General features: G+C 41.2%; 22 protein-coding genes. 16 read left to right on the forward strand and 6 right to left on the reverse strand.

The window, feature by feature from the left end; all coding sequences use genetic code 11:
• Positions 1-7: 7 nt before the first annotated feature.
• The gene (locus NSB28_RS13620; RefSeq protein WP_109747452.1) at positions 8-1,750 is read right to left on the reverse strand and encodes a sensor histidine kinase; all 1,743 of its coding nucleotides are present in this window, start codon (positions 1,748-1,750) and stop codon (positions 8-10) included.
• A gap of 308 nt (positions 1,751-2,058) precedes the next feature.
• On the opposite strand from NSB28_RS13620, the gene NSB28_RS13625 reads away from it, so the two are divergent.
• From NSB28_RS13625 to NSB28_RS13635, 3 genes are read left to right on the forward strand one after another with little or no spacing between them, the layout of a single operon-like run.
• Complete coding sequence (locus NSB28_RS13625) at positions 2,059-2,505, forward strand: MarR family winged helix-turn-helix transcriptional regulator (protein ID WP_109747451.1); 447 nt, start codon at positions 2,059-2,061, stop codon at positions 2,503-2,505.
• Positions 2,499-4,262, forward strand: coding sequence for an ABC transporter ATP-binding protein (locus NSB28_RS13630; RefSeq protein WP_109747450.1), 1,764 nt, complete (start codon positions 2,499-2,501; stop codon positions 4,260-4,262). The genes NSB28_RS13625 and NSB28_RS13630 overlap by 7 nt, the downstream gene beginning before the upstream one ends.
• A complete protein-coding gene (locus NSB28_RS13635) occupies positions 4,259-6,130 on the forward strand; it encodes an ABC transporter ATP-binding protein (RefSeq protein ID WP_455565430.1) in 1,872 nt (623 codons plus the stop codon). The genes NSB28_RS13630 and NSB28_RS13635 overlap by 4 nt, the downstream gene beginning before the upstream one ends.
• Before the next feature lie 142 nt (positions 6,131-6,272).
• On the opposite strand, the gene NSB28_RS13640 is transcribed toward NSB28_RS13635, so the two are convergent.
• Together NSB28_RS13640 and NSB28_RS13645 are read right to left on the reverse strand one after the other, a co-directional pair.
• A complete protein-coding gene (locus NSB28_RS13640; protein ID WP_109747448.1) occupies positions 6,273-7,112 on the reverse strand; it encodes a nucleotidyl transferase AbiEii/AbiGii toxin family protein in 840 nt (279 codons plus the stop codon).
• Entirely contained in the window at positions 7,109-7,708 is a 600-nt protein-coding gene (locus tag NSB28_RS13645; protein WP_109747447.1) for a type IV toxin-antitoxin system AbiEi family antitoxin domain-containing protein, read from the reverse strand. The genes NSB28_RS13640 and NSB28_RS13645 overlap by 4 nt, the downstream gene beginning before the upstream one ends.
• 576 nt (positions 7,709-8,284) lie before the next feature.
• Here NSB28_RS13645 and NSB28_RS13650 point away from each other — a divergent pair.
• The 7 genes from NSB28_RS13650 (at position 8,285) to NSB28_RS13680 (ending at position 15,544) form a co-directional block, all read left to right on the forward strand.
• Entirely contained in the window at positions 8,285-11,113 is a 2,829-nt protein-coding gene (locus NSB28_RS13650; protein ID WP_109747446.1) for a hypothetical protein, read from the forward strand.
• Positions 11,114-11,416: 303 nt separating this feature from the next.
• Positions 11,417-11,929 (forward strand): hypothetical protein, encoded by a 513-nt coding sequence (locus NSB28_RS13655; protein WP_109747445.1) that lies wholly within the window; start codon positions 11,417-11,419, stop codon positions 11,927-11,929.
• Entirely contained in the window at positions 11,916-12,653 is a 738-nt protein-coding gene (locus NSB28_RS13660) for a hypothetical protein (protein ID WP_109747444.1), read from the forward strand. The genes NSB28_RS13655 and NSB28_RS13660 overlap by 14 nt, the downstream gene beginning before the upstream one ends.
• 190 nt (positions 12,654-12,843) lie before the next feature.
• On the forward strand, positions 12,844-13,641 hold the full coding sequence (locus NSB28_RS13665; RefSeq protein WP_109747443.1) for a hypothetical protein: 798 nt from the start codon (positions 12,844-12,846) through the stop codon (positions 13,639-13,641).
• A gap of 90 nt (positions 13,642-13,731) precedes the next feature.
• Positions 13,732-14,025, forward strand: a complete 294-nt coding sequence (locus tag NSB28_RS13670) for a hypothetical protein (RefSeq protein ID WP_109747442.1) — start codon at positions 13,732-13,734, stop codon at positions 14,023-14,025.
• 267 nt (positions 14,026-14,292) lie between these two features.
• Positions 14,293-14,499 (forward strand): hypothetical protein, encoded by a 207-nt coding sequence (locus NSB28_RS13675; RefSeq protein WP_109747441.1) that lies wholly within the window; start codon positions 14,293-14,295, stop codon positions 14,497-14,499.
• A 205-nt stretch (positions 14,500-14,704) separates the two neighbouring features.
• Positions 14,705-15,544 (forward strand): hypothetical protein, encoded by an 840-nt coding sequence (locus NSB28_RS13680; protein ID WP_109747440.1) that lies wholly within the window; start codon positions 14,705-14,707, stop codon positions 15,542-15,544.
• A gap of 121 nt (positions 15,545-15,665) precedes the next feature.
• On the opposite strand, the gene NSB28_RS13685 is transcribed toward NSB28_RS13680, so the two are convergent.
• Positions 15,666-16,583, reverse strand: a complete 918-nt coding sequence (locus tag NSB28_RS13685; RefSeq protein ID WP_109747439.1) for a hypothetical protein — start codon at positions 16,581-16,583, stop codon at positions 15,666-15,668.
• Positions 16,584-16,767: 184 nt separating this feature from the next.
• Here NSB28_RS13685 and NSB28_RS13690 point away from each other — a divergent pair, with 184 nt between their 5' ends.
• The 3 genes from NSB28_RS13690 to NSB28_RS13700 all read left to right on the forward strand — a co-directional run bounded on the left by NSB28_RS13690 (position 16,768) and on the right by NSB28_RS13700 (position 18,688).
• A complete protein-coding gene (locus tag NSB28_RS13690; protein WP_109747438.1) occupies positions 16,768-17,307 on the forward strand; it encodes a hypothetical protein in 540 nt (179 codons plus the stop codon).
• On the forward strand, positions 17,304-18,161 hold the full coding sequence (locus NSB28_RS13695; RefSeq protein ID WP_257497838.1) for a phage baseplate protein: 858 nt from the start codon (positions 17,304-17,306) through the stop codon (positions 18,159-18,161). The genes NSB28_RS13690 and NSB28_RS13695 overlap by 4 nt, the downstream gene beginning before the upstream one ends.
• A 260-nt stretch (positions 18,162-18,421) precedes the next feature.
• Positions 18,422-18,688 (forward strand): hypothetical protein, encoded by a 267-nt coding sequence (locus NSB28_RS13700; protein WP_109747436.1) that lies wholly within the window; start codon positions 18,422-18,424, stop codon positions 18,686-18,688.
• 394 nt (positions 18,689-19,082) lie between these two features.
• Here the strand turns inward: NSB28_RS13700 and NSB28_RS13705 are convergent, their stop codons facing one another.
• Positions 19,083-19,541 carry a hypothetical protein gene (locus tag NSB28_RS13705; protein ID WP_109747435.1) on the reverse strand — a complete coding sequence of 153 codons (459 nt, stop codon included), beginning with the start codon at positions 19,539-19,541 and terminating at the stop codon, positions 19,083-19,085.
• 60 nt (positions 19,542-19,601) lie between these two features.
• On the opposite strand from NSB28_RS13705, the gene NSB28_RS13710 reads away from it, so the two are divergent.
• The 3 genes from NSB28_RS13710 to NSB28_RS13720 all read left to right on the forward strand — a co-directional run bounded on the left by NSB28_RS13710 (position 19,602) and on the right by NSB28_RS13720 (position 22,337).
• Complete coding sequence (locus tag NSB28_RS13710) at positions 19,602-20,999, forward strand: hypothetical protein (protein WP_109747434.1); 1,398 nt, start codon at positions 19,602-19,604, stop codon at positions 20,997-20,999.
• Entirely contained in the window at positions 20,965-21,891 is a 927-nt protein-coding gene (locus tag NSB28_RS13715; RefSeq protein ID WP_257497837.1) for a hypothetical protein, read from the forward strand. The genes NSB28_RS13710 and NSB28_RS13715 overlap by 35 nt, the downstream gene beginning before the upstream one ends.
• 176 nt (positions 21,892-22,067) lie before the next feature.
• Entirely contained in the window at positions 22,068-22,337 is a 270-nt protein-coding gene (locus NSB28_RS13720) for a hypothetical protein (RefSeq protein ID WP_109747432.1), read from the forward strand.
• A 438-nt stretch (positions 22,338-22,775) separates the two neighbouring features.
• Here NSB28_RS13720 and NSB28_RS13725 read toward each other — a convergent pair whose 3' ends face one another.
• Positions 22,776-23,213, reverse strand: a complete 438-nt coding sequence (locus tag NSB28_RS13725) for a hypothetical protein (protein ID WP_109747431.1) — start codon at positions 23,211-23,213, stop codon at positions 22,776-22,778.
• Positions 23,214-23,278: the final 65 nt, after the last annotated feature.

The following is a 23,278-nucleotide window of genomic DNA, read 5'->3' on the forward strand; positions in this document are numbered from 1 at the left end:
TAAATTATTAATGATTTTCTCCCCCTTTATTTTTAGGAATCACGATCTGTATATGGACTCCACCCAGTTCACTTCTTCCTATCTTCAGACCGCCCTCCATTTCAAAATAGATCCGAAGCCGTTTATGTATATTTAGTATTCCTGTGACTTCCCGCTCATCTGTATTCTCAGTGATCTCCTGCATCTTTTTAATATACTCTTCATCCGCTTCTTCTCCATTATCTTCCACATGGATATACAGATAAAGTCCATCCTCTGAAAAGAAAATACGCAGTATCCCTTCTCCTTCTTTATTCTCCAGCCCATGCTGAAAGGCATTCTCTATTATTGGCTGAAGTATCAGCCTTGGCACCAGGAAACCAGAATACTCTTCCGGAAGCTGGGCAAATTCCACTTTAATCCTGTCTGCAAAACGTACAGCCTGTATATTCGTATAACTTCTCGCATGTTCCACCTCTTTTTCCAAGGCTACTTCATCTGACTCATTTCTTGTAAGAAATTTGAAATATGTACCAAGATAGTTTGCGAATTCTTCCGCATTCTCCAAGTCTCCCCTTTTTACCCTCCGGCTCAGCGCAAAAAAGCTGTTATACAGGAAGTGCGGGTTGATCTGCGCCTGAAGCTGCTTAAGTTCAGCCCTTTGTTTCAGGTTTTTATATATGTAGACTTCTTCGATAAGCGTTTTTATACGTTTTGTCATCTGGTTAAACCCATCATAGATATAGCTGAATTCATCTTCACGCCTGTGTCCGATCTGCTCATCAAAATTCCCGGCCTTCACATTTCCAAATGCCCTCAGCAGCTTTTTAAGAGGACTATGTACAAATTTCTCCGTGTAAAATGAAAATAAGACTGCTATAGCTAAAGTCCCGGCTATATAAACAGACAAATATATTTTATAGACGTTTAGCTGGCTTAAAACTGCATCATCAGGATAATACTGGACAAATTCTCCGAGATACTCGGAATTTGAAACGGATGTCAGATAGCGTTTATTTTCAATTTTAACGATCTGCATTTTATGATCCATATTTCCTGAGAGATCTACCTGGGAAACTATCTCTTCTCCTAAAAATTCACCGCCTGCGCTTTCTATCAACATATCATTCTCTTCATTGTACAAAAAAGAACCGCTTCCTTCAATTGAATTGAAACCCGCCAGGCTCTCGCGGATCTTATCTATACTCAATGAGATAAAAAAAAGCTGTTCCGGCATCTCATCTGCAACATAATTATTGTTTCCGAGAGATACCATAAACAGTTCTCCCTCTTTATAATAAATACTTTTTTGTGTATATCTGCTGTATTCTTCAATAACTATGTAATCTTCTTCCTTAATGTTCTTTACACCATTCAGAGTAATCTTGTAACCAGAATACGGCAGATACATGTCTGCCTGTTCAATAAACAGATTGCTGTTTTTGATCGACAAAAGCCGTTCTTCTTCTGTAAGGAGGGCTTCACGCCTTTCATAATCAGACATATTTGTATTTGGATAAACTAAAAAAGCTAATTTACGGTCTGTAAAAAAGTCTGTCTGCATCTTTCTTGTATTTGATATCTGAGTGTCGATACTGCTCAGATAAAATTGTGCCTGTGCACTCATCTTCTCATAAATTGCATCCCGCGCTGAAGAGAATGCACCTTCATAGACCCCTATTGAAAAAATAACATTTACAAGTATAAATACCAGCAGCAATAAAAATTGTTTTGTTTTTACTGAATTATTCCATCTTATTTTCTGAACCATGCTTTCTCCTCATTGTCACATATTTTTTAACCATTTTTGTTAAGACAGGACTCTATTTGACTTAAATCTATCACATTTCCCGGCTAGTTTGCAACATGCTTTCAATCAAGTTCCACGCCCTGCTTATTACTGTTACTGTTCACTCCGTGACCAGTAACTTATTACTCTCCGCTTAAATATTTTACGCTGAGAGTATTGACAACTTTTTCTAATCAGGCATATACTATTACTTGACAAGTCAATCTTTTATCATACAGACTGCTGAACATTTACATTAAGGTCAGTATACTTGTCAAAGGAGGAATTACATGCAGCCATTTATTGGAAGATACATCTCGATCCTGTACCGCCAGGAGCAGAAATATATGAGCGGCCTGCTCTCTGAATATGATTTTGGATTTTCTTCTTTCAACTTTCTTCTGTATATTGCCAGGAATGAAGGTGTGAGCCAGAAACAGCTGTGCACGATCCTGGCACTGGATGAATCTCTTGCTACCAGGGAACTGCGCAGGCTTGAAGAAAAAAAACTGATCTTAAGGGACCGTGATCCGCTGGATCAGCGTTCTTACTGTGTCTATCTGACTGAAGAGGGACGGAAGCTGGTTCCCATATTCCGTCGCGAGGTGAGAGGCTGGTGGAAACAGCTGATGGCCGGTATGGACGATGAGGAAAAAGAACTGCTCAGCAGGCAGCTGGAAAAAATGGCTGACCACGCTGTCATGCTTAATCAAAAAGGGAGGGATACGGATTGTTAAAACGATTCTGGGGGTACTTCAGCAATTATAAGCGCCCCCTCATTATCAGCTGTATTTGTGTCATACTCGAAAGTATCTTCGAGCTGGTGATACCGCTACTCATGGCGGATATCATCGACGTGGGAGTCCCTGCCAGGGATACCTCCTATATACTCATACGGGGAGCAGAAATGGTAGTATGCGCACTGATAGCCCTGGCACTTGGAGCCGCCTATGCGCATTTCGGATCTATCGCAGGCATGGGCTTTGGCGCCGAGCTTCGCCGGGCAGAATACAAGAAAGTGCAGGAGTATTCTTTTTCAAACATAGACCATTTCAGCACATCTTCCCTTGTCACCCGTCTGACTAATGATGTCACTGTGCTCCAGAATGCTATCTGTAACGGGATACGTCCTGTTGTCAGAGGCCCTTTCATGATGGTTGCTGCATTTATTATGACAGTTATCCTGAATCCAAAGCTGTCCCTGATATTTCTGGCAGCCATTCCCATCCTGGGTCTGTTCCTGTACTTCATCCTGAGGAAGCTGGGCCCAATGTACGGCCAGATGCAGAAAGCTCTGGATAAGGTCAACCGCACGATCCAGGAAAATCTGATCGCCATCCGGGTAGTTAAATCCTTTGTGACTGAAGACTACGAGCGTGGAAAATTTGCAGAGGTAAACTCCCGGTTCAGAAAAACTTCTGAAGGCGCATTCCACTATGCTGCTCTCAATATGCCATGTTTCCAGCTCGTCATGTATTCTACCATAATATGTATCCTCTGGTTTGGCGGAAATATGGTCATCTCCTCCTCCATGCAGGTGGGTGAGCTGACAGGATTTTTAAGCTATGTACTTCAGATTCTGAATTCTCTCATGATGATCTCCAATGTCTTCATGATGCTTACCCGTTCCGTCACTTCCTGTGAACGTATCCTGGAGGTCCTGGATGAACCTATAGATATTAAAGATGCTTCCGTTTCCCGTGATCCTGACGGCACTGTGAAAGATCTGCAGCCAGGACTTGAAGTATCCCGGGGGGATATCACATTTGAAAATGTATGGTTTAAATATGACAAAGATGCCCCTGAATACGTGCTGTCAGATATCAGCCTGAATCTGGGCGCAGGACAGACCATGGGAATCCTGGGCGCCACCGGCTCAGCAAAGACTTCTCTTGTCCAGCTCATACCAAGGCTGTATGAAGCGACAAAAGGTCATGTCTTAATTGACGGCCATGATGTTAAAGAATATTCCCTTGTACATTTGAGGGATGCCATCGGTGTGGTTCTGCAGAAAAATACTCTGTTCTCCGGCAGCATCCGTGAAAACCTGCTCTGGGGGAACAGTTCTGCCTCAGACGAAGAGCTGATGTGGGCCTGCCGTATTGCCTGCGCAGATGAATTCATCAGCCGCCTCCCCCAAGGTCTGGACACCGTGCTGGATCAGGGCGGAGTAAATGTGTCAGGCGGTCAGAAGCAGAGGCTGTGTATCGCACGGGCACTCCTGAAAAAGCCAAGGGTCCTCATCTTTGATGATTCTACAAGCGCTGTAGACACTGCCACAGAATCCAGGATACGGCACGCACTTGCACATGATCTTCCACATACCACCAAGATCATTATCTCCCAGCGTATTTCTTCTGTACAGCACGCAGACCAGATATTGATCATGGACAACGGACATATTAACGAGACAGGAACACACCGGCAGCTCCTGGATCACAATGAAATATACCAGAACATGTACTGGTCCCAGAAGAAAGGAGCGAAAGCCTGATGCCGCATGTCGGATACAAAAAGCCAAAAAATATGCGTAAAACCCTTGCACAGCTCGGACATTATATGAAAAAACATCTGCCTGCAGTCACGGCCATATTCCTGCTCATTATTGTCAGCACACTGGCAAATATCTACGGGACCTACCTGTTAAAGCCAATCGTAAATAATTACATTGTGCCTGCTGATATCCCCGGACTTATCCGTGTTATCATTTTTATGGCTGCAATGTATGGCTGTGGCGCTCTGGCATCCTACGGCTATACACAGCTGATGGTTAAAACCGCCCAGCAGGTTATTCAGGAGATCCGCGGCGCTCTGTTCTCTAAGGTACAGTCTCTCCCACTCTCTTTCTTTGACAGCCATACACACGGGGAACTGATGAGCCGCTTTACTAACGATATAGATACCCTTTCAGATGCACTGAACAACAGCTTCACGGCCCTGATACAAAACAGCATCCTGATCGCAGGCACCTTTATCGTGCTGATCATGCTGAACTTTCAGCTGTCTGTCATTGTACTGCTCTGTTTTTTCGGCATGTTCCTCTTTATCCGCTACAGCGGCAAAAAAAGCCACGCTTATTTCTCACAGCAGCAAAAATACATGGGAAATCTAAATGGGTTTGTGGAGGAGAGCATAGAAGGGCAGAAGGTAGTCAAGATATTTAACCATGAGGCTGAAAATCTGAAGGAATTCGACAGGCGAAATGAAAATCTTCAGCAGGCGGGCACTAAGGCACTTACATTTTCCCGTCTTATCATACCTGTCGTAGTCAGTATCTCTTATTTTAATTATGCAATCTCAGCCTGTGTCGGCGCATTCTTCGCCATAGCCGGCCTGATAGACCTGGGCGGCCTGGCTTCCTATCTTGTCTATGTCCGTCAGATAGCCATGCCTGTAAACCAGTTCTCCCAGCAGATCAATCTGGTCATGGCTGCCATCTCAGGTGCAGAACGGATATTTGAGTTTATGGAAATGGAACCTGAAGAAAACCGCGGAAAGGCTGTTCTTGTGAGAGTTAAGCAGGAGACAGACCCCCTTGGAAACCAGGTCATGACTGAATGTGAGGAACGGACAGGGCTCTGGGCCTGGAAGCAGATGACAGACGACGGCTCTGCAAAGCTCACACCGCTCAGAGGGGATGTCCGCCTGAAGAATGTGACCTTCTCCTATATTCCCGGCCACCCTGTCCTTAAGGACGTCAGCCTCTATGCAAAACCCGGGCAGAAAATAGCATTTGTCGGCTCCACAGGCGCCGGCAAGACTACTATCACAAACCTGATCAACCGTTTCTATGATATCGACTCAGGGTCTGTCACTTACGACGGCATACCCATACAGGATATTGATAAGGCCAGCCTGCGCCGGTCCCTGGGCATGGTCCTGCAGGATACACATCTGTTTACAGGAACAATCGCTGACAATATCCGCTACAGCCGCCAGAATGCCACTATGGAACAGGTGGTGGAGGCTGCCAGGCTGGCAAATGCAGATTCCTTCATACGCCGCCTGCCAGAAGGGTATGATACGGTCATCACAGGTGACGGCGCCAGCCTCAGCCAGGGACAGCGCCAGCTGCTGGCAATAGCAAGGGCAGCTATCGCCTCCCCTCCTGTCCTCATTCTGGATGAAGCTACCAGCAGCATTGACACGCATACCGAAAAACTGATAGAATCCGGAATGGATAAGCTCATGGAAGGCCGTACTGTCTTCGTCATCGCCCACAGACTCTCCACGGTCCGCAACGCCAAAGCCATCATCGTCCTTGAAAACGGCGAGATTGCTGAACGCGGCAGCCATGACGAGCTGGTAGAACAAAAAGGGCGCTATTACAAGCTGTACACAGGACAGTTTGAACTGAGCTGACTGTAACTGTTAAATATCCCTACCCATACCTTTAATATTACTGTGCGGATTTCCCGGGACTTATGTCTGTGAGATCCGCATTTTAGTTATCCAAATAAGCCATCACGGTATTGCTGCCTCACTGGCTATGTAAACTATCAAATTATAAGTCTATTTCTTTTGCGATTGTCTCTACTGTTTCTAACACATCTGAAAATTCATACTCGCTGGCATAAGGAGTTTCTTCCCTATATTTATTCCATAATGAATATAATGCAGGCTCTTCCCTAATATCTCGTAAGATATCTTTCCAATCATGAATATCTTCTAATGACTCTCTCTTTTGAGCTGTGTGCAAAACAGCTTCTTTGAATATATTCATACGAATTTCATTCTTATGCTGTTGATATAAGATATGAAGATCATAAAAATCTCTGGCTCTTGTTGTTCCAATATTTCTTCTGATAATTGTTTCATACTTTTCAGCCAGCACCGTTTCTAATGAATACGCCATAACTCCAACGCTCTTTTCCTCAAACGTCAGTTGATATTCATATCGTATTGCTCCTGGTATAATACTATCCCCAGTTATAATATCAATTTTCATTGGTGCGTTAATCTTCCCATATTTTGCTTTAATATGAGCACGGAAATTGTTATATGTATCGTCATCTCGAATAGGTTCGATAGATTCAAATTTAAATTCAATACCATCATCAACCGAATTTAAAAGAATGTTTTTGATAACTTCTACAATTTCATCTTCCTCCATTGTGATACCACGCACCGTAGTATCCATATCCATTGTAGTTCTTTCACTTATTCCAATCATTGATGATATCAGCAATCCTCCCTTTAGAATAAAGTTATCGCTGTAAGGCGAATTTGCCAATCTCTCCAAAATACGTTCAAACAAATACATCTGCAAAACTTCTTGTGGTCTTAAGTTTCTCTTCTCAGCCATGCTGCGAATTTTGCCTTTTAACTGTTCTGGTGTTTTCATGTTAATACCTCCATATAGGTCCTAATTTTATCTTCAATATCAAACATTTTTCCATATTTCAAAAGTTTCCTATAATTAGGTTTGCCTTTGAAATACTCCTTAATTGCCTGACTATACAACTGCATTTCCGTCTTTTCCTTATCACGAATAAGATCACAGATACAGCGTTCCTTATCATATAGCCATACTGTGCCTCCTTGAGGTGATGTTGTCTGGGTAATCCCTACTTCATACAAATCTTTAGTCACATAATGAAAACGTAAATTTTCATTTCTATTCTTTATTCGTGTCATATTTGTTCCCTGCGGAACAGTTACATCGATCTGATGTGGTACACGATCAGACATATCCCATAAAAATAATGCTGCCCCATAGGAAAAAATCACTTTTGTACTCTGCATTTGAATCTTTACATATTCGTCAGGTACATCATTTGCAATAGCATACAATCCTTTTTTAATAACTTCCAGAGCACCCTCATCTACATATTTTTTAATTTTCTGCCTGCTGATCCCGATTTTTTCAATCTGTGAAGTCTTGATAAATCCACCATTTTCTGTAGCAATATCTTCTATTTCCTTCCATATCTCATCCATATTTCACACTTGCCTCTCTTCATACATTTGTACTTTAACTTTTACCAATTTAAAGTACAAATGTAATAACTAATGTCTTCTATCCATATATTTTGTCTTGAATGGTTCATTTCTATTCTTTGTTTTAATCATACATTCGTGCTTTAATCATAGCACATATAAAGCGCGAATGTAAATCATTTTATTAAGTCTAAGTATAAGTGGAAGTCTTTCGCTATTGACAATTTAATATAGAGACATGCTGCCTTGAAGTCATCAGCATTGCCCCCATTACTACTCCAGACACTGCTGGAACTACTTTGTTCTTAATCTTTGTAAATTTACCTTTCTTTCATTTCTGCTACCTCCGTTAGTATTGTTGTTTGTGTTTGAAATACTTTCACTACGCATAATCTATTTCCAACTGCAACTATTACCAAATTCAGGATGGTATTTATATCCAAAATCACAATTGACAGAACACCTGTTCTGTATTACTCTGACTACACCTTATCCAAAAATAATTAAACTGTCTATCTTCCTTCAGCATTGTCTGCTGTCACGGAAGAGCGTCAGACATATTCAGGAGGAGCATTTATGAGTAACAAAAATATTGACATTTTATCTATTGACGCTAAGGATCTCTACATTTCCAACCATTACCTCTATGACCCTGCAGACCCGGGTCAGGAGAGGGACGGCTACTGCATCCGCTACAGAAGCGGCCCGGACGAGGGAAAAATCAATACCTCCCGGTTCATCAATTCTCTCGATTACAGTCTGGATCTGATAAAGCTCCGGCAGGTCTACCAGAAAGTGTACAGGAACAAAAAATTTTCTTTTACGCAAAACGGCCATGAATACACCACAAGGGTAATCAATGTGACCTTTAAATACAGCAATAAGGAATTTAACAGAGTCCGCCGGGATATCTATGTCCGGTCCGGCTATGATTTCAACAGGCTCACCTTCACTGACAATATCTGTCTGGATGAGGAAGGCAAACTGGCTGCCATCCGGACAGGCTGTGAAGCTGCTTCACCGGCACCCGCTTCAGTCCTGGGCAAATATTTCTATCTGGAAGACGGTGTCTATAAAGCTAAGGAGCATATTCCCACCCTTCACACGGTGGCACAGCTCAGAGAGATCCTTTACAGGGAAGGCTTCTGGTGTGACGGCCTGCATTACGTCCGCTTCAAACGCTCCAGCGGTTCTGCCAGAGTGGGAAAATGCCTGTTCATCGATGAACGCCTTTACCGGCAGATGCATCAATGGGAATGCTGCGGTCTTAAAGTAAAAGAGGGGCAGGTCATGGACCTGGCCGCCTGGGAATCGTATATTTCCCTGACGTCCTCTTCTATTATCGGCACCCTGGAAATACGGCCGGAAAATATCCTGCTCACAGATGACTACACAAGCACGTTCCAGGACCGCGTGCTGGAAACCGTTATGGAAGACGGATGGCTGAACACCCATGAGACAAACTGCCAGGTATCTAACAGTATATTTGACGGTCAGTCCCTGATGGATATCTCCCTCTTCGGCCCCTATGAAGATAAAGGAATGCTGCTGCTCCGGAACCGCTTTTTTAAATCCTGCTGCTTTAATGCCAACATACAGCAGTGGTTCCGGGATATGGGCATCACGGAAATTTCCCAGCTAAATGGCAGGACATGCGCCTCCAGCATTAAAGATATCCTGCTGATCACCACACCAAGCAGCATCAAATATCTGAAGTTTGGAAGCTTTGAACAATGGCTGGACAATCTGGAACCATCCTTCGGAATTGTCAAGTACGAAAAGCCCACTCCCTTCTTTGGCGGACGGCTTGTCCAGGCCCACTACCAGCTTCTGAACACTTTACAGATGGACTATGAGACAACAGGGCGCTTTCTGGAACCCTCCTTTGACTATCTCACCCAGCTGAAAACCAATCCCGCCGTGCTGCGCAGGCATATCCGTTATCCTGAGGAGTCAGGCATTACTGATGAATCCCTGAACACAAAGAATGACATCACCTACCGCCTTCTGGGCATTAATGAGGAATTCTGCAGGACAAAATATTACATAGATTTCCGCACAGAGCTTGTGCGCTCCCTGGTCACGAATATGAGGATGGGCCATATCCTTGTCAAAGGAAATTATTCAACAATGCTTGGTAATCCCATTGAAATGCTTAAGCAGAGCATCGGGACATTTGACGGGACTTCCGAGCTGGGAACAGGCAATATACACAGCAGGAATTTTCCTTATGACAAGGTCCTCCTTGGAAGCCGGTCTCCCCACGTAACGATCTCCAATATCTGGATGCCTGTAAACCGGGATAATGAAATGATCGAGAGGTATATAAATCTGACAAAAGAGATAGTCTGTATCAACAGCATCGGTGAAAGCGTACTGGACCGGCTGAGCGGAGCAGATTTTGATTCTGATACGGTTATGCTCATTGACAACGACATCCTGATTGAAGCAGCAGAAAAAAATTACAGAAGGTTTGCAGTCCCTGTCAATCATGTAGCCGCAGACAAGCGGACAAGACGGTTTACAGCCAGTGAAAAGGCAGATCTGGATATCCGAACAAGTGTAAATAAGATAGGTGAGATCATAAATCTTTCCCAGGAACTGAATTCCCTTTTCTGGGATAAGCTCAATCACGGCGAGCCATATGAAAAACTGGAAAACTTATACTGCGATATCTGTCAGCTGGACATCATGTCCGGAATTGAAATAGATAAGGCTAAAAAGGAGTACCCCATCGATAACGGACTGGAGCTCAGGAAGCTGAAGGAAAAATATGAGCGCACTGACAGCAGCGGACGCCGCGTCAAACCTAACTTTTTTGGATATATTGCCCGCCAGAAAGGCTATTACGACACTGATAAGAAAGTATATATGCGCCATGATACAACAATGGACTATATTCAAAAACACATCAACAGTTACCAGAGATCCCGGTCCGGCAGACCCTGCAAGACGGAACTTCTGCCTCTGGCATCTGTATTAAATAAAGATATGTATAACTGCCGGGAAGTGTCCAGCCGTCAGATCAGCCGTATCCTGGATCTGATCACACAGACACGTGCTGAGATCAACGCCATCTATGCAGATGAGTTTATGGAACCTGAAGAAAAATATACTGCCGCCAGAGAAGCAAGGCTTCGCTGCAATGAATTCCTCGGAAGCATGAAAATCAATCCCAGCACTGTGATCCGCCTGCTTACGCTCTGTGATACAAAGGAACAGGCCGCCAACTACAGAACTATTGTGACTGCTCTCTTCTCATATCCAAATGCCGACTTCTTCCAGCTTCTGCGCTGCAGCCAGAAACCCGTTCCCTACTTATATGAAAACAGCGACGGCGATATCATCCTGTATGGGATTCACTTTGCACAGGAGATACAAAAAAACACAAAAATGCGCCCCTGAAATCAGAACATATATTCGTTTTTCATTTGAAACCCTTATATTCTGCGGCTTTTCACATACCGTACTCATGGACTTTAGGAGAGAACATACGTTTGTTTAATTCAATCTATTTTCTCTCCTCCCATATGCAACGGCGTCTGCCATTTCTGGCATTTTAATGTCAAAGATAACTTTTCAGTATCTTCATAGCTGCTGACATGTTACCCCTCATCTGCCACTGCAGACGCCTTTTTCTTTGTGCACAAAGATACTAAGATTTTTTTCCGTGAACAGCGATATATCATTTTTACAGGAGGTGCAGGATTGGCAAACAGTTCTATTATTTTATCTATGAAAGAAAAAGTCATTCAGGAGCTGATTGATGATGAAGAGATATTCCGGGCAATAGACAGTCCAGACATCACAGATTTTAACGATTCAGGAAGACTGGATGGTACACACATCTTCCGCTACCGTCAGCATCCTGATGCTGTCACAGGCCCGATCACGCGTCTTTGCATCCAGGTACAGATACCGGAAGAAGAACCTGTTAAAAACACAGCTCTGGTAAGCCCTGTCCTGAAAATCAGCATTATCTCACATATAAGCTGTGCAGATATGACAGCTTCATCAGGAAGTAAAGTATCCAGAATCGATCACCTGTCCCGGCTTCTTGATTTAAAATTCAACGGCCGTGAGGACTTCGGCCTGGAAAGGCTGACTTTTAAAGCCAGCACAGAAAAATGCTACGGCAAAGACTACTTATGCCGTGAACTCAGCTTTACATGCAAAGACCTCAATCTGGATACCCGGAGGCAGAACCATGCAAGCTTATGATGAACTGAAGGCTTACCGCGGACTGCCCTTTGACTTTACGGACGGCATATCCATCAGGCAGCCTACTCTTGGCGAGATCTGCGACTACGGAGAAAGAGAATACTACCAGATGGTCTATACCCTGACCTCAGTGGGCGCCGATCTCAAGTGGCAGCTCGATTCTGCCGGTATTGATTATACAAAAATCGACGATTATACTCTCTTCTATTCCATACTTTCTAAAAACTACTCCGCAGAACAGACTTCTATACTCTTTGGTGACTCACTGGACTTTTCCAGCATGGAACTGATGATGGAGAAAGACACAGAACAAGTAGTAATGCTGCAGCCCAATGGCACAGTATTCACAAAGGAGGCCTACGATGCCTGCATCCCCTGTCTCCGCAGAATGCACGGTATCCTGCGCAACGACCAGATCCCTGCCAATGAATCAACAAGACGGATCCTGATAGAGGATGCCAGGGAAGAATATCTTCTCAGCAAAGATAAACCATTCAAATCTCTGCTCCTTCCCCTGATCTCCACAATGACAAACATGCCTGGATTTAAGAGGGACGACAGTTCTGTGTGGGATATGAAGATTTATGCTTTCATGGACAGTGTAAAACGAATCAGCAAGATCCAGAATGCCGGCCTGCTGCTGCAAAGCGGTTATTCAGGCTTCGGAGTTGATTTACAGAAGATTGATAAAAAGCAGCTGGATTATATGGGGGATTTGACATAATATCTGCGGGTAAACAGTGTCACAAAATTCCAATAACAGCCAATAACCTGCTAAATAATCATCTAATTAAAATAAAGAACGCCTTCTTTTATTCACAATTAAAATGGAGGTGTTTTTTATATATAAATCTCAAAAACTTAATAAATAAGTTCTGAGAAATAAAAACATATATTTTAAGGAGGACAAACATATGTCATTTAATCCAAACGAATTAATTCTTGAAAGGGTACGTTCTGTAGAAGCATACGACCCGGCAACAAACACATTGATCGGCCGCTATACACAGATTGAAGAGCCAAGCCTCAAGACATCTGCTGAAGGTCTGGACGTAGTGGATGCTATGGGCACACCGATCCACACATTCTACAAAAACCAGCAGGCTACTTTTGACGGTACAAACTCTCTCTTCTCTCTGGATCTGGCTGCATCACAGTTCGGTTCAAAGAAGAAAATGGCTACTGCCGATGATAAAGTCCTTGTTCCGGCATCTGAGACTATCACGATCGGAGCAGGCGGAAAAATTGTTCTGCAGCATGTTCCTGCTGGTGAATCCGGAGCAGAAGTCAAATATGTCCAGGTAATCAATGAAAACAATACATTCGGACAGACTTATGAAGTAAGCCCGACAGCCGGTGACGGAAAATTCACAATCGATGCTGCCGCAAAGACCATTACTATGCCAGAAGGGACTGAAGGAACTGTATTCGTAAACTACGAATATGAAAGTGACAGCGCCGCTGTGATCTCTAAAGAGACAGATAAGGTTCCTGCAACACAGAAGCTGCTCATTCATGCAATCTTCAGGGATCCCTGCAACGCAAACCTGGTATATGCCGGTGTGATCGCATGCCCAAGAGCACAGCTGGATCCGACCAGTGTGGAACTGAGTCTTAAATCAGACGGAAAACATGCATTCAGCTACAAACTGAAGAAACCGTACTGCGATGCAAACGGCAGACTCTTTGATATCATCGTATCTGAGAAATAATAAATCCCCTGCAGCATCCGCCAATTAGGCACGCTTGCTCATTTCTGCCTGAAATGGGCAAGCACTAATCCCTGTCCGGGAGGAAATCATATGTCTGATTATATCAATACCATTTGTGCAATCTGCGGAAAAGGTTACCATATCTGTAAATCCTGCCAGGGCACAAAAACATTTTCGTCCTGGAGGACTGTTACTGATACTCCCGGACATTTCAAGATATATACCCTGATCCATGCATACCATTATGGAAGGCTGGACAGGGAGGAAGCCGCCAGTCAGTTAAAAGAGTGTGATTTGTCCGGTCTGACAGAATTTGTCCCGGAAATCAGAGCAATCATAGAAGAAATACTGGCCGCTCCATCCAACCAAAACAATAGTGATTAAATGCGGACCTTTGTCCTTGCAGCCCTGGCTCATAAAATCAGGCATAGCATATGCATAACTAAATGCTGACATTTAAATGTCCTATGCAAATTCTTTGAATTTCTCAAAGAGCCAGTGTGCTGCGCAAATGGCAGCTTTCCAGTCTGCTGGACTGCTGCCGGAAAATTTCATAATAACAGCTATGGGCTGCATGAAATCACTATAGTGTGAAACATGCAGCTCATTTTTTTACGCGTGCAGCGGGCAAAATACCAGAAAGGTACAACCATGCGAATATACAGTGAACAATTCAACCGTTACTATAATTCTGAAGACGTAGTAAATCTGGTGAATACAAAGCAGGCAGGACTTTACATAAAAAATGGAATTCCACTCGTGGACATTTTCTGGTCCAGAGACAGCCTTGTGTTTGTTTTTAATAAGATACAGAGTTTTAAAGCTTATGAGCTGTGGTGTGATCATAAACTGGCATAGAGAATGGATATTTGCAACCTCGGCGCCATTATATTAGAATACAAATATTTTATTTAACACGTAAATCATGATTTTATTTATGAAGGTATAGTATATGGCATCTTATTTAGAATTAGGGATGATGAAAAAAGATTTTAAAGCATCAAATCCAGAGTATAGCAGGATAGAAATTAGTTTTATTTCGTAAATAATTCGTGAAGGTGGTATGGTTCCAGTAAATTATTTACAGCCAGCAAAACCCGATAATTCTGGATTAGAGAATATTTCAACTTTATTTGGTTACCTTCGGTCTTTAGGTACTCTTTATGTAGATTACAAAATGGACACAGAAGCTATTAAACCAACTATCAGAAGTACAATAATTGGTATCTGCAATTATCTACGCCAATCAAAGTATTCTAATGTTTTATGGTGCGCATCACTGTTAAATCCAATCGAATTAGCTTTTGTTGAGTATGTCCAAAACAAAAACGAAGGTCTATACTCTTTTTTAGATAAGTATATTTATGAAGATGCAGATAAAAATATATTTAGTACAGATTTAAGAGATTCTGGCAATGGTGTCATAGATCTTGCAACCGGTATGGCGGATACAACAGCAAAACTGACTAATCTTCAAAGTTCATTAAATAACCATCTTATAACTCAGACTGCATACGAAACAATTGGAAACGTCGCCAGCAGATGCAATTTCAGTGATTTCTGTTGTGATTTTGATGCCATAAAAATTGCTCAGTTAATATCTGAGATGGAATCAGACAAAAATAGAAGTAATCAATCTGTGACTGGAACTGAATTCGCAGATATACTTGAAACATATTATAATGGACTATATTTAGACAGATTTAAGTATATTTTTAGTGATTTAGAGTGCAGCTATGATGATGATTTGGAAGTTATACTCAGAAGCGTTTATTCCAAAATGAACGGTATAGATGAGACTTTAGTTTTGCTTCCAAGCTTTGGCGGAAACCCTGACTCACAAGTAAATATGGATTGCTGCCTGGCATTTGCCCACTATCTGTTGTGCGAAACATCAATCTAACAAAAATATCTGAAACTTCTAGCCCCTAAAAGGCAATAATATATGCATAGTCCGTTGGAAATATTACAATATTTCTATTGTGGCTAAGATGACTGTAATTGGTTATCAATCTAAAATGATTCTATCTTTTTTTTGTCCACTTTTTTAATTCATTTAAAACGTTCTGATCATCGGAATAAAAATCAGGAGAAATCCCATTTTCTTTAAATGGTAGATAGTCCCCAAAGGCAAGCATTTTCCAAGTATTTTCAGCAACTCCTATATTAAGCCATCCTACATTATCCTTATAAAAAGGATCTTTCAAAGCTTCTGCAACCATAGCAGCTAAATCCTGGGCGTATTGTTCAAGATTATCGTCAACTTTCACAATAAACCCAATATTCCCTTCATAATCATCCACATACCTATACTCCCATAATAGTCCTTTTTCTCTGTAATATTTTAGAGCTATATTCGATGTCAGTTGATACTGATAATCGTCTACTATTCCATAAATATCACGAAAATAGACTCTGACTGCTATTTCTGGATGCTCAAAAGGAGAATAACGATTAATGCCATCCCCTCTGTTTTCTGCCACTGTAAATGTAGTATTATATTTATATTCTAATATATATATATCATGTTCTACATCCCAATCAAAATATTCCATAAACAAAAGGGCCTTTGGCTCTGCAAAAAAATGTCTGTCGGCATCCGGAAAATTGCTGCTGTCTGTTATCTGTAAATACCCACAATCCATCCGCCTTTCCATTTTCATTGGTAAAATCAGGAATAAAATAAACACTACCGTTATAAGAAAGAAAACTGCCAGATATATGCCAAAACAAATATTTCTAAAACTTTCTTCATCTTTCATATTCCATATAGAATAGCCCATGATGCTGACCGGATAAAAATAAGCAGTAAGCCTGAAAACCAACTCCACGATTGGCCGGATTGATAATCCGGTCAGTTGTGTAACACCTATGCAGATAAAGGCTCCCAGCCATAGCAGCAGATAATAGCAGCACCATTTTTTTAACTTTTCCCTTGTCATTTATGGAATCCTCTCAGAATGGTATTTATAATTATCTTCATTATAGGTCCTGCCATTTAAGTTTTCAATCAGATTCTTGTTAATTTATCAAATATTCCAGCAAATATAGAATAAGCAGAAATACACACTTAAACACATAACAGAAACTAAATATATAAATAAAATGATTAAGGAGATTTTTAACATGAGAAAAGAAAACGTTACAATCAAACCCAGCCTTACACTGCCTGAGAAAATAAGTATGACAAAATTCTTATTTAGTTCTTATTTCACTACACCGGAAGGGTATGGGGATAACACTTTTAGTTATACACCATATCTGAAAGAACTCAGTGAAATAACAGCCTTCTTTACATACTGTGTGGAAGGACTGACTTTTGAGCCTTTATCAGAAAGCCCTGAAGAAAGTACTAATAATGCAGAGTCTGGTATAGAATCCATATATGATGCAGTTAAGGATGATACAGAACTTATGGCTTCCTACGAAAATGTCCATTCTCCTGACAGCCGTTATCCGCTTCTCACTGCACAGCTGATGGATATACGCAAAGATGTAGAAGATATGGTGGATTTTGAAAAGAAACTATTGCTTTCAAAACAGAGAGACGCTCTTTCTGAATTGCTGGATACTTTAAAAAATAAAATAAATGATATAGATGTCAGCGGTCTGGATATCAATGAATTCTTCAGGGCAGTGGGCATGCCTGAAAATAAAGAAGTATGATGTTATCAGATAAAGAAAACATCCCGGCAAAATATATTCATGAACTGGATGCCTCTGCAGAAATTAAAGAAAATGATATATTTATTACTCAGACAACTGATTCTCCTATTAATACTACCCATAAAACTTCATTTGCCCAGTTATTAAACAATATAAAATCCTGGCTGATGCAAAGCATGCCATTTATTTACCTTAATGGAATTACCGGCAATATCCAAGCCCAGATAAATAATTTAAAAACCCGATTGGATGCTTCTGATGAGGCTGCAGGACATTTAACTAGTACAGTTCAAAACCTTTCCGCTCAAGTCTCAGAGGTGATACAGAAATTTTATCCAATTGGATCCCTCTACTTAACAACTGTCAGTACGAATCCCAAACAATTATTTGGTTTTGGCACATGGACATTATGGGGCAGCGGAAGGGTTCCAGTAGGGGTTAGTACAGGCGATAGTGATTTCAATACTGTCGAAAAAACAGGTGGCGCAAAAACTGTCAGTGCTGCTCACAGCCATACAGTTAACAGTCATACACATGTAACGGGTAATCATGTATTAACAGTCAGCGAGATGCCTCAACACAGACATGACGTGCTGACAGAATGGACAGTACTTCCTGGTTCCTTTCCCAGCAATCAGCTTGTTTCACCTACCGAGCAGACATATGCATCTGTATCAGGAGTAAAGGCAGGTACAAGATATCCTTTGCCCGAAACTTCTCAATATGTAGGTAACAGCGCAGCCCACAATCATGGGAATACTGGTTCTGCCAGTCCTGGTACTTCCAGTTCACTTGGAAATATAACAAATCTGCAGCCGTATATTACTTGTTATATGTGGAAAAGGACAAAATAAGTCTTTAATACTATTTTAAAATATTTGGTAGCTGTTCAGTACTTAACCAGTTACCGCTTCGGATACACATAAAACACAAAAACTTGTGCTTTGGCGCTGAAAACCCTCGCAAAATTATGCATTCTGCATAATTTTAGCTTCTCGGGATAAAGGGGAGGGAATAGCTACAATATTTGATTTTTTATCCTTGCCACTTTCATAGGCAGGGTTTAGATAAGTAAGCACCAATAACTTTACATTACAAAGAAAGGTTGTATAAAATGGAAAACACACAATATATTCAGGTAGTCCCCCAGTTAGATATTTCTATCTTGAATAACCAGTTAAAGAATTATCATGGTAAAATCTCACTTAGCATTGATACTGCGGGCCTCCAGAACCAATTACAGAGCGAGCTTGCTAAAGCGGCAAAAATCCCTATACAGCTTGAGTTAGCTATGCCTCCTGCTTCTTCTATGGCTTCTTCGGCAGTTAGTAGTTTTCAGACAATTTTACCTCAATTCTTATCTGCTTCCGGCGTGGGTTGACCCAAATAGTAGGGTGACAACAATAAATGCCCACGAAACCATCTGGCGGTGACGCTGAACGAGTCAGCATCATAAAATATACTGATAAGAGATGGTTAAGAAAAACAGCCTAAACTGGCCGCATCTGCGGCTGCAAGTTTAAATAACTCTTGCACGGGAAAGCGAAAGCTAATCCGCAGCGACGCAAACCGGCATCTAGTCTAATGCAAATAAAAACCTGACGACAGCACTATGCACATCATCAGGTATTAAAGCAGTTTAACGGTTTGAACGTTCAGAGACTATAACGGCTGCATGGTTTCATTCAACGAACAAAATGAAATCATGATGGGATAGTCCAAAACGAGCTTGTTATCACAAGTTAAAAGTTATAAGTTCATTTTTAAACATTAAACTAAAAATCACTGTTGCACTGATTGCAATGCCACTCTTTACCAATGGTTGGGGATGCAATACCAAAAATCCCCGACCAAAGTACACGCTTAACTAATGAAATTTTTTGAACTGAGCCAGAACCACAATACGGACATTTTACCTGATTAGGTTGGGCATTTTTAATTCTATTTACCGCTTGATCTATGAATTCTGCCATTTCCTTTTCAGACTGTATTTGTCTATGAAGCATGGCATCTTCACTAAATTCTGGAGCGTTTTTTATTACATTTTCAGCTATTGATTCCTTCACCCGACTACGCTCATCAAATTCCATATTAATCCATTCTTCCTGAGTATATTGCGTTTCACACTCCTCCAATGGATATCCACAAAAATGACATTTGTGACATTTTCCGTCCGCAGGACCATCTGAAATAAACCCACAATGCTTACACATAAGAAATTTCCCAAAATCCATATTATCTACCTCCTCCAAAAATATATCATAAATGTTTAAAAATGACAATTAAATTTCGTTTTGATTTTAGATAAAGCTTTAGAGAAAAGTCACAAATCTTCATATTTATCGCCTAATACCGTTCAAACTAAAGATGTACTGAATGGAAAAAGTATACCACAGGTACAAACTGAGTTTAGTAAAATAGTAGAGTCTAAAGATATTCAGGCTCTTACTAATTATAAATCACTATTTAATTCAACCGATATTCAAAATTTTCTAAATAATGCTTATTTAGGTAAAGCTCATCTTTCTGAGTTATCCGGTGTAGTTAATAATCTTAATAAAAATTTAGCAGAAACTGGTACTACAGCATCAAAAACTGGGAATCTCATGAGTTCTGCTTTTTCATTAATTGGAGGAGCACTCACCGGCACACTCATCACATCGGCCATTGACCTCGGTATAAACTTCATTGCCGAGCGTCTCCAGCGTACTCAAAAACTTGTAGACGCCGCAAAATCTGCTGGCCAAGAGTGGGAACAAAAAGATACTTCTCTCCAGACGCAAAAACAACAATACACACAATTAAAAACATTATTAGATTCAGGCTCCCTCTCCGAACAGGAAAGCGTCTCAATAAAGCAGCAGCTTCTCGATCTCCAGAAACAAATTATCGCCACGTATGGTGAACAGGCAAAAGGGATCGATCTTGTAAACGGGAATTTAAAATCACAGGTAGATCTTTTGAACCAGCTTTCCGCAGATGATGCTAATAAATTGTTAAATGAAAACCGTACCGGTATGCAAAAAGCGGCAGATGAGATGAATAAAGAGCGGGAATACAGTCTGGGGAGTACCGGTTCTGTGTCTGAGGACCTCGGAAAAAATCTGGTAGAGATTGCCAGGAAATATACAGGGAAAGGTATGGAGCTGATTCCTTTGTATCCAGATGGTTCTGCTTACCATATTCAATTTACCGGTGATGCATCCCAGGCACAGGAAGTTCTTAATTCCTTTGCAACTGATGTTCGCAATCTTCAAAATGAGTTTGGCGATAGTCATTTAACAGAAATTATCCTGGAGAACGCCGAAAGCTCATTACAAGAAAACGCATCCATCCTCGCAACATATCAAGACCTATACAACCAGTATTTAAAAGCTGATCTTTTCTCCCGAGGTATGGGTGAAAATGATCCTGCCGGTGTCTTAAACCGCTATACGGCAGCTGTACAGAGTTACAATGCCGCCCTTCTCTCCGGTGACCCCTCTGCTATAAAAGCCGCATCTGAGGAATTCAAACAGCTCTCCAAAGAGGTCAACAATGTTATTACAGAATTCCCAGAATATAAAAATATATTTGACCTAGTCACAGCTTCGCTTGATACTTCTTCTGCTAAAATTTCAAAATTCAATGAACAAATCACTGGAGAAGACACTACAGATGGATCTCTACGAGAAAGCCCAGGACTGCTCTGACAAAGCAAGAGAGCTGCAGCTGGAACTTATTGAGCTGAATAAATCAAAACTCGATAATATCGAAGATGATTTCGACAACCTCATCTCCTATCAGGAAAAGCTCATCAGCAATCAGAAAAGTTTTATTGATCTGCAGGAAGCCAAAGGCGGCTCCGCCTCTGTCTCTGATTATGACGGGATGATTGACGCCCAAAACCAGATCATTTCTTACTTGAATGGAAAACGACAGGAGCTGCAGAATCAGTTTGATTCTCTGACCAGCAGTGGTGTTCTTGTTGAAAATACAGATGACTGGTGGGAGTGGAAAGGAAATATAGAATCCATCCAGAAGGAGCTGAACAGTGCCAGGTCTGATATAGAAGACCTGAATGACTCAATCCGTGATATACGGTGGCAGGGCTTCAACGACGGCATCGATAAACTGGATGACCTGAATGATGAATTAGATTTTCTTTCCGATAAAATTGAAGATTCTGCTCTCTTCTCGGAGGACGGCAAACTCACATCCGCAGGCAGTACAAAAATTGCTCTGCTCTCCATGCAGATGGTTAACGCACGGACTAAAGTAGCTGATTATGATATGGCTATTAAGGCCCTGGACCGTGAGCTTGCAAATGGAGTAATTTCCCAAAGCCAGTATAATGAGGAGCTTGGAAAGTATAAAGAACAGCAGCGAAAGGCATCTAATGAGTTGTCAAAATATAAAAAGGCAGTCATAGATGTTGTAAAAGAAGGCATCGATAAACAGACCGATGCAATGGAAAAATATATCAAGGCCCAGAAGGAGGCCATATCTCAGGAAGAACGGTACGAAGATTATCTGGAAAGGGTTAATGAAACTCAGAAACAGATCAACTCTATCCGTGGGCTGTGCAGAAAAAACTCTGAGTAATCTGCCCATTTTTAGTTCGTTGAAACAGTGGAGTACCAAGTTTAACAAATATTTTATTAAATTAAAACCATATTATCTTTTATTATTTCGATTTCTATCCTTGCAATTTTCTAACAAGCAGGGTTTAGATATAGTAACCATCAACCGATTTCCATCACAAAGAAAGGATATGTATAATGGAAAATTCTCAGAATATAACAGTCATTCCTCATTTGGATACCAAGAGCCTCACTGCCCAGCTGCAGAACTACACGGGCAAACTCAAGCTTGATATTGACTCTTCGGAACTGCAGCGACAGCTTCAGACAGCTCTCAAAATCCCAGTTAAGGTACCTATAGAACTTAAAACGCCTGCCCCTCCGTCAAACGAGAAAAACGGCTTTCTCTCCTTCCTGTCGGAAGCTTCTTCTTATTCAACTAAAACAGTAATACCCAGCGTGGGTTGACCCAAAATGTAGGGTGACACTCAGGATGCCCACGAACCGTCCGGCGGTGACGCGGAACGAACCAGCTAGATTCACACTGGTAAGGGACGGTTAAGAAAAACAGCCTAAACTGGCCGCATCTGCGGCTGCAAGTTCATATAACTCTTGCACGGGAAAGCGAAAGCCAATCCGCAGCGACGCAGACCGGCGTTTTCGTTTACTACATATAAAAACCTGATGACAGTATAGTACATATCATCAGGTATTAAAACAGTTTAATGGTCTGAACGTTCAGAGACTATAACGGCTGCATGGTTTCTTTATCTATATCATAAAATACATGAATGCACGGAGAAATCATGAAGGGATAGTCCAAAACTAACCATAAGATTTTAAATGTAAGTCTATATGGAAAAAGTTATAACAACCCCCTATCGGTTGTTTGGGAAATGATAGGACTTAAAAATCACTATTACAATTATAACAATGCCACTGCTTACCTATTCCCTTAGAAAAAATGCCAAAAAATTCATTAGATACTATACTTCCCCCTGTAATCTTTCCCGTATTATTACTATGGCAATATGGGCAAGTCACTTTAGGCTTAGAATTCTTAAAAACCTCCTTCATTATTTTTTTTTGCTTTATTTTTCGGCTATCGTATGCCTCCTGGCTATATTCGGGGGACTTTTTTATAATATTTTCTATTATTTCATTTCGCGCATTATTATATTCCTCAAAACTCCAGCTGTCTATTTCCTCTTGTGAATTTTGTAATTCATATTCACTAAATGGTATATTACAGAAATTGCAGCTTCCACCCTTTTTCCCATTATCAGGAGAAAATCCACAACGTTTACAGTAGCGAAAAATTTTAGGTTGTAAAAAATTATACATATTAATCTCCTTACATATTTAATATATTTTTATTTTAACATCTTTTTTTAATTCTATCAACTTCC

The organism is Murimonas intestini, assembly GCF_024622195.1.
GTDB lineage: Bacteria > Bacillota > Clostridia > Lachnospirales > Lachnospiraceae > Murimonas > Murimonas intestini.

Bases quoted from the DNA above. Each gene is read 5' to 3' on its own strand.
- NSB28_RS13685 (WP_109747439.1), bottom strand. From the start codon at position 16,583: ATGACAAGGGAAAAGTTAAAAAAATGGTGCTGCTATTATCTGCTGCTA.
- NSB28_RS13680 (WP_109747440.1), top strand. From the start codon at position 14,705: ATGGTTCCAGTAAATTATTTACAGCCAGCAAAACCCGATAATTCTGGA.
- NSB28_RS13640 (WP_109747448.1), bottom strand. From the start codon at position 7,112: ATGAAAACACCAGAACAGTTAAAAGGCAAAATTCGCAGCATGGCTGAG.
- NSB28_RS13660 (WP_109747444.1), top strand. From the start codon at position 11,916: ATGCAAGCTTATGATGAACTGAAGGCTTACCGCGGACTGCCCTTTGAC.
- NSB28_RS13675 (WP_109747441.1), top strand. From the start codon at position 14,293: ATGCGAATATACAGTGAACAATTCAACCGTTACTATAATTCTGAAGAC.
- NSB28_RS13650 (WP_109747446.1), top strand. From the start codon at position 8,285: ATGAGTAACAAAAATATTGACATTTTATCTATTGACGCTAAGGATCTC.
- NSB28_RS13715 (WP_257497837.1), top strand. From the start codon at position 20,965: ATGGATCTCTACGAGAAAGCCCAGGACTGCTCTGACAAAGCAAGAGAG.
- NSB28_RS13705 (WP_109747435.1), bottom strand. From the start codon at position 19,541: ATGGATTTTGGGAAATTTCTTATGTGTAAGCATTGTGGGTTTATTTCA.
- NSB28_RS13700 (WP_109747436.1), top strand. From the start codon at position 18,422: ATGGAAAACACACAATATATTCAGGTAGTCCCCCAGTTAGATATTTCT.
- NSB28_RS13690 (WP_109747438.1), top strand. From the start codon at position 16,768: ATGAGAAAAGAAAACGTTACAATCAAACCCAGCCTTACACTGCCTGAG.
- NSB28_RS13665 (WP_109747443.1), top strand. From the start codon at position 12,844: ATGTCATTTAATCCAAACGAATTAATTCTTGAAAGGGTACGTTCTGTA.
- NSB28_RS13645 (WP_109747447.1), bottom strand. From the start codon at position 7,708: ATGGATGAGATATGGAAGGAAATAGAAGATATTGCTACAGAAAATGGT.
- NSB28_RS13720 (WP_109747432.1), top strand. From the start codon at position 22,068: ATGGAAAATTCTCAGAATATAACAGTCATTCCTCATTTGGATACCAAG.
- NSB28_RS13620 (WP_109747452.1), bottom strand. From the start codon at position 1,750: ATGGTTCAGAAAATAAGATGGAATAATTCAGTAAAAACAAAACAATTT.
- NSB28_RS13725 (WP_109747431.1), bottom strand. From the start codon at position 23,213: ATGTATAATTTTTTACAACCTAAAATTTTTCGCTACTGTAAACGTTGT.
- NSB28_RS13695 (WP_257497838.1), top strand. From the start codon at position 17,304: ATGATGTTATCAGATAAAGAAAACATCCCGGCAAAATATATTCATGAA.
- NSB28_RS13670 (WP_109747442.1), top strand. From the start codon at position 13,732: ATGTCTGATTATATCAATACCATTTGTGCAATCTGCGGAAAAGGTTAC.
- NSB28_RS13625 (WP_109747451.1), top strand. From the start codon at position 2,059: ATGCAGCCATTTATTGGAAGATACATCTCGATCCTGTACCGCCAGGAG.